Genomic DNA, 6661 nt, shown 5'->3' with positions numbered 1-6661 from the left:
GCTCCAGTATATCTCTGTGGTTTACCTTCACCACGGGACTCATACGGAACGCTACTTGCCAACGAATACATCTCCTGAGATTTTGAAGTTGCTCAGATTGGCAGGATATGATGAGAGGATATACCTTGCAAGAACCTAACAAAAAAAATCCAACGGCTTCTGCGTGCAAGGGTGCGAAATACCGGTTAGAGCTTGATATGTGGCCTCACTTCACCGTTAGTGGTGAAGAAGTGTTGGGTGAACGAGGCAAGGACAGTGTCATTTTTATGCATGACATCGGGTGGGTGACCGACTGCGATACCATGCGGTACCATCATCACATGCCCGTGGAGGAGAACACCAACTACATCCTGATGAGCTACGCCTACTGGAAACGGACCGGTGATAAGTCCCTCATTGTCAAGCACAAGGACACCATCGTAAAAGCCTTGAGATTCTTGGAGCTCAGCGACACCACGGGCAACGGTGTTCCCGATGAGGGTATGTCCAATACCATCGACGATGCTTCTCCGGCGTTGCAGTTTGGAAAGGAACAGGTTTATCTGGCGGTAAAGACTTTGGCCGCCTTTTGGGCCAGCTGCGAGATGTTGGAGGGGCTAGTGGAATCCGACCAGCTGGCTAAGTATTTCCTGCGGGCGCGAAAGATCTTACAACGGCTGCATGAACAAGGCTGGAAAGACGATCACTTTGTTACTGTGTTGGATCCAGCCTACGAAGGAGTGTACGACGCCTGGTCCCAGGAGTTTATTCCCGGGCCCTTGCCGGGCTGGGATGCTGCCCACATCTACACTACCAATGGGCTGGTACTGTTGGATATGGTGGGAGCTTCCCTTGGTCTAGATCACAGGAAGATTTGCCAGGATCTGCAGGTGGCTTTGGAGCGTTGCTTGGTGAAATACGGCTGCTGCCACAGTGACTATTTTTCAGCGCAAGAGGATGCAGCGGGAGAAGGTGGCAATATCATGGGGAATAAGCGGGGATGGATCTCTATGAACGTTGCCCGGGACATCACCGCCTTCTATCGTGGCTTGGACTTTTCCCACCTGTGTGAGCGTTATTGGGAGTTCCAGGTGGTTACTAACACCCAAGGGCCCCATCTATTCTTCGAAAGCTTCAACGGTAACAACTTGATGACCTATCCCCGGGGTGTGGCCATTTTCGGCTATTACGATGCCATGGCGGGCCTATTCATTGATGTCCCGGGGAGAAGACTGGGCCTGCAGCCCCTCCACTCCAAGGTCAAGGTTCCCGTGCTGCTTTATGCCGACTGGGATAAGGGCATATGTCCCATGGTGGAAAACGGAGAGCTCAGGGATCCCCATGGTCTTTTACCCGATTGGGTGAGTCCACTTTAACAGCCACCGAAAGACTGATGGCCTTTCTTTAGGCGGTTTCGATGGAGCCTTGGGGTCGGTAAACCTGAATCTAGGTTTCCGGCAAGAATACGGGAGACCTTCACTGCTCGGGCAGTGGGGGTCTTTCCCTTCTTTTACACTGATCAGGGGGTTTGAACCCTTGACATCGGCCGGTTCTTCTTGTACACTTAACACTAAATGCGATTACGCGAAAGACAATGAAGGGAAGTATTAGCTGTCCGGGTTGGTCTAGAGAGCCATTGGTTGGTGGAAAATGGCCCAATCGGCAGTGAACTCGTCCTGGAGTCGTCACTGTGAAAGCAGTAGCCGTAGCAGTGGCCGGGGTCCGCCGTTATGGAATCAAGGGAGCCAACCTCCGGTTGGCTAAGAAGAGTGGTACCGCGGAAGCATGCCTTTCGTCTCTTGTCGGAGATGAAAGGCTTTTTTGTTGCCGACGAACACGACGCTGATAACGGAGTGATATCATGGAAATGATCAACAAGACCATTGGGGCCTTTTTGGAGGAGATTGCACAAAAATACCCTGACAACGAAGCGGTGGTCTACCCCATCGAGGGAATTCGTCTGACTTATAAAGAGTTTAATGAAATGTGTAACCAAGCGGCGCGGGGCCTGATGGCCTTGGGTGTGCGCAAGGGGGAGCATGTGGCCATCTGGGCCACCAATAAGCTGGAGTGGCTGTTGCTGCTTTTTGCCACCGTCAAGATCGGTGCCGTTTTGGTCACCGTCAACACCAATTACAAGGGCTTTGAACTGGAGTATCTGCTAAAACAGTCCGATACCGAGACCTTTTTCCTCATGGATGGCTTCAAAGACGTGGATTATGTCAAGACCCTGTACCGGTTGGTGCCGGAGCTGCGGGAAAGTGAGCCTGGGATGCTGAGATCGGAACGGCTGAAGCGGCTGAAGCGGGTCGTCTACATAGGGACGGAGCCTGCGCCAAAGGGCATGTTTCACTGGAATGATCTTATGAATTGGGCTTCGCAGGTTTCGGAGGAGGAGTTCCGGGCCCGGGCGGCTTCCACTGATCCCCATGAAGTGGTCAATATCCAGTATACCTCGGGTACCACCGGCTTTCCCAAGGGTGTACAGCTTACCCATTACAATATCTTGAACAACGGAAAGGCTATCGGGGATTGCATGGACTTCACCCACGAAGATCGGTTGTGTATCCCGGTGCCCTTCTTCCACTGTTTCGGGATTGTGTTGGCCATCATGGCATCCATCACCCATGGCACCACCATGGTTCCCTTGGAGTATTTCCGACCGAAATGGGTTTTGGAGGCGGTTTCCCAGGAACGGTGTACTGCGCTGCACGGTGTGCCCACCATGTTCATTGCGGTTCTTTCCCAACCGGATTTCGACCAATACGACTTAAGCTCTTTGCGGACCGGGATTATGGCTGGTTCCAATTGTCCTGCGGAGGTGATGCGGGCCGCGATGACCCGGATGGGCATGCGAGAGATTACCAGTGTATACGGTCAGACCGAGTCATCCCCGGGTATTACCCAAAGCAGGACGACGGATCCGGTGGAGATGCGGTTGACTACGGTGGGACGGGTTCTGCCCGGGATCGAAGCCAAAGTGGTGGATCCTGTGACCCGCCAGGAGGTTCCCCGGGGAGTGCAGGGGGAGATTTGCACCCGGGGTTATCACGTGATGAAGGGTTACTACAATATGCCCGAGGCTACGGCCCAGGTTATTGACGAAGATGGTTGGTTGTACACCGGTGATCTGGGGATCCAGACGGAAGAGGGGTACTTCAAGATTACCGGCCGGGCCAAGGACATGATCATCCGGGGCGGGGAAAACATCTATCCCAGGGAAATCGAGGAGTTCTTGTACACCCATCCAGCGGTGAGCGACGTGCAGGTGGTGGGGGTGCCCGATCAGACCTACGGTGAAGAGATCATGGCCTTTATTTGCCTAAAGGACGTGGTAACCTGTACTGCGGAAGAGATTCAAGAATACGTGAGGGAGAACATGGCCCGGCATAAGGTGCCCAAGTACGTCCATTTTGTGACCGAATATCCCACCACGGCCAGTGGCAAGGTGCAGAAATATAAGTTGAGGGAAATGGGGATCAAGCTTCTAAATCTCCAAGAGGAAACCTGCATTGAGACAGCTTAGTAAAAAGGAGACGCTTCGCGTCTCCTTTTTACTCATCAACCAGGACTTCCTCAATCTCTTCTTGTAATCTCTCGAAGGGTTGGAACCCCACCATGCGTTTGACCACTTGGCCGTCCTTGAACAGGGCCAGGGTGGGAATTGACATTACATTATACTTCATGGCCAGCTCTTGGTTGTCATCCACGTTGACTTTGGTCACTTTCAGCTTGTCCGGTGGATAGGATGCTGCCAGTTGTTCAATGATCGGTGCGACCATGCGGCAAGGTCCACACCACGGCGCCCAAAAGTCCACTAATACCGGTACTTCTGCATCGAGGACTTCCTCTTGAAAGATGTCTTCAGTTAACTCCAAAACTTTGTTTCCCATAAGCTCCCTCCTAGGTGAGTTGGCTAAAGATTTTGGCAAAGCGGTTTTTTACTTCTTCAACCTCTTTGCCCGCGGCAAGTTCGGCAGCCATGCACTCGGTAAGGTGATCGCAGGCAAAGGTGATGCCCACTTGGGCGATCGCGGCCTTCAGGGCCGCCAGCTGTACTGCCACTTCTTCACAGCTGCGATCCTCCTCGATCATCTTGCAGATTCCCCGTGCCTGGCCTTCAATGCGTTTCAGACGTGCGACAATCTGCTGCTTGAATTCCGGGCGGAGCCTTTGCTCCATTACATCAGCACCCAGGTGACCACCCCCTCAGCCCAGATAACCATACCCCGTATGGTATATACAAAGTATAATTTACCAGCTTCCGTTTGTCAAGAGCATCCCTCGGGACTTTCTTAGAACCATGCTCTTCCTATATTGTGCCATTCCCAGGGATATCATTCCTCCGGGAAGAATGTTGCGACTTTGGTCTGCTCGAGGAAAAGGCCCAAGAAATTGTATGGCTTAACTAGAACCGAGGGGTCGGAAGTCTTGCAGGTTACTGGCATCTACCAGGAGGGATCTAGGCTTTTCTGTAGAAATGAAAAACACAATGACCTCTACTTGGTGGTGTGAATTGGACTTGAAAAGGCGTGCAAGTACGATCATATTTCTTTTTCTGGCTTCCCTTCTGGTGGCTTGGCCTGTACTTGCTGCCGCTGAACGGGTGGAAGTGGACTTCTTTGGACAAGTGAACTACCTTTTGCGCGATGACATGCTCCTGGCCGAGGGGGGCGTGGAGATTAGACATCAAGGCCTGACTTTAAAGGGCGAAAGCTTGGTGGTGGACCTGGCCAACAACCACCTGGAACTGGCCGGTGGTGCCACTCTCTTGTTGGAGGAAGGAGAGATTAAGGGAGAGGCCCTGCATTATGATCTATCCACCGGTGAATGGTCCTTCTTTGCGGCCCAGGCCACCATCGAAGTGCCCAAGTTCAATTCCCCAGTCTACCTTTTAGGGGAGGTTTTTGAAGGTGCCCCCCAACGGCTGGTGATCACCAATGGCACTGCTACCACCTGTTCCCTCCAGGAACCCCATTATCATTTGCAGGCGGAAAGGCTGGAGATTTATCCCGATGACCGCATCGTCATTCGAAACGTGGTTTACCGGGAGGGGAAGATACCGCTTTTTTACTGGCCCTATCTTAGTCTGCCCATTAGGGAAGAAGGGCGGTTGAACCTGCCCGAGATTGGGTATACCGTCGCAGGTGGCTGGTTCATCGGCGCAAAATGGGATGTACGTCTCCATGAGAATCTGTGGGGTAAAGTGCATGGTCAGTATCACCAAAGGACGGGATTTGTCCTTGGCTTTTCCGGCGACTATCGCCTCGGAGATAACCAGACGGGGAGGTTCTCCACGGAATACCGCCAGAACCGACCAGTGGGCGGAGGACAGTGGCGGGGCAGTTTGTCTCACCAGCTTTCCTTAGGTCCCTTGACCTTGAGCGGGATCTTGGATCGGAGGATCAATTATACCTTTAGCGGGATAAGTAGGGACGTTTTGCAGAGCCAGCTGCAGTTGTGGGGGCAGTGGGGGAACACCACCGCCAGCGCTGCGATGTCCTACAGCGTCACCGAAACGCCCAGCAAGACTACGGAGCAGTTGGGTGGCGAGCTGCGGCTGTCCACTAAGTTAGGCCAGGATTGGAGCACCAATGTCCAGGGGAAGTATGCTACCAAACAGGAAGGAACTGCCTTCCAGAAACGGGTGGAGTACCAGGCCCAGCTGTCCCGGAACCGCTCCGATTACCGGTTTGATCTGGTTCTAGCCCAGACCTTCAACCCCGGTCTGGAGACCGGCCAGGACGTTACCTGGCATTCGATTAGCAAATTGCCTGAATTGAGCCTTTCTACCGTCTCCCGCCATTTGGGCTCTTGGCCTTACGATTTTGCTCTGAAGGTGGGCCGCTATCGGGAGGAACCCCAGGGCATCGAAGCCATTCGCTCCACCGTGGAGTTTAACCTGAAGAACAAGTCCTACCAACTAGCCGAAGGGATGAGACTGGATCTGAGCAGTACCCAAAGTGGTAGTATCTATGGCGCCGATACCTACTACTTCCGGCTACATCCCAAGGCCACTTTGGATTGGCAGCTTTTCGGCGGGCTGCGGATGCAGACCACTTTCCAGATACAACAGGGGATCGGCGAGACCCCCTTCGCTTCTGAACGGGTTACTCCTTCTCGGCTGTTGACCGGTAAGTTGGTGTATAATAATGACTGGATGGACTGGTCACTTTCCGGTGGGTACAACTTCCGTACCGGGCTATTGCAGAATATCACCGCTTCTTTCCAGATGGAAGGTGCCCAAGGGGAAGGTGGATGGAAACTGGGCGTTTCCGGTGTCTTCAATCCTTACCTGAGTACTTTGGTCTCCGTTACCGGTCTTTTTGAAAAGAGTTTTGGAGAGGATTATGCAGTGCGCTTGGGCGTCAGTTACGATCCTCTCAAACAGAGGCTAGAGCGCTTCGATGCCCAACTGAACCTCAAGCTTAGCGACACCTGGACTCTGGCCTATGCCGGTATTTACAGCGGGTCTGAGGGGAAATGGGAGCGGGGGGATCTGGCTTTGAGCAAAGACCTGCACTGCCGGGAAGTGGTCTTCCGGTACAACCAGGTGGACAATATGGTTTGGGCCGAGTATCGCATCTATGCTTTTCCCGATGGACGCTTCCGGCTGGGAACTAGCGGCGAGCAATTCATGTTCGATGCCGCCGGCTGGCAAAACCTGTTTCCATAAGGGGGG

Annotated in this window: 5 protein-coding genes and 1 other annotated feature; of the genes, 3 read left to right on the top strand and 2 right to left on the bottom strand. The window is 53.2% G+C overall.

The genetic code is table 11. The features are described 5' to 3' along the window. The first annotated feature begins 266 nt into the window (after nucleotides 1-266). Nucleotides 267-1355 carry a DUF4965 domain-containing protein gene (locus GXX57_01820; GenBank protein HHV43393.1) on the top strand — a complete coding sequence of 363 codons (1089 nt, stop codon included), beginning with the start codon at nucleotides 267-269 and terminating at the stop codon, nucleotides 1353-1355. A gap of 209 nt (nucleotides 1356-1564) precedes the next feature. Beyond that, nucleotides 1565-1782, top strand: a binding site (T-box leader). 64 nt (nucleotides 1783-1846) lie between these two features. Next, entirely contained in the window at nucleotides 1847-3505 is a 1659-nt protein-coding gene (locus GXX57_01815; GenBank protein HHV43392.1) for an AMP-binding protein, read from the top strand. Nucleotides 3506-3533: 28 nt separating this feature from the next. Here the strand turns inward: GXX57_01815 and trxA are convergent, their stop codons facing one another. Both trxA and GXX57_01805 read right to left on the bottom strand, forming a co-directional pair. Further along, nucleotides 3534-3872 (bottom strand): thioredoxin, encoded by a 339-nt coding sequence (trxA, locus tag GXX57_01810; GenBank protein ID HHV43391.1) that lies wholly within the window; start codon nucleotides 3870-3872, stop codon nucleotides 3534-3536. A gap of 10 nt (nucleotides 3873-3882) precedes the next feature. Next, entirely contained in the window at nucleotides 3883-4161 is a 279-nt protein-coding gene (locus GXX57_01805; GenBank protein HHV43390.1) for a metal-sensitive transcriptional regulator, read from the bottom strand. 340 nt (nucleotides 4162-4501) lie between these two features. On the opposite strand from GXX57_01805, the gene GXX57_01800 reads away from it, so the two are divergent. Next, on the top strand, nucleotides 4502-6655 hold the full coding sequence (locus GXX57_01800) for an LPS-assembly protein LptD (protein HHV43389.1): 2154 nt from the start codon (nucleotides 4502-4504) through the stop codon (nucleotides 6653-6655). The last annotated feature ends 6 nt before the right edge of the window (nucleotides 6656-6661 follow it).

It is taken from the genome of Bacillota bacterium (genome assembly GCA_012839765.1).
Lineage (GTDB): Bacteria > Bacillota > Limnochordia > DUMW01 > DUMW01 > DUMW01.
Note: the sequence above shows the minus strand (reverse complement) of the source record. Positions and strands in the feature narration are given on the sequence as shown.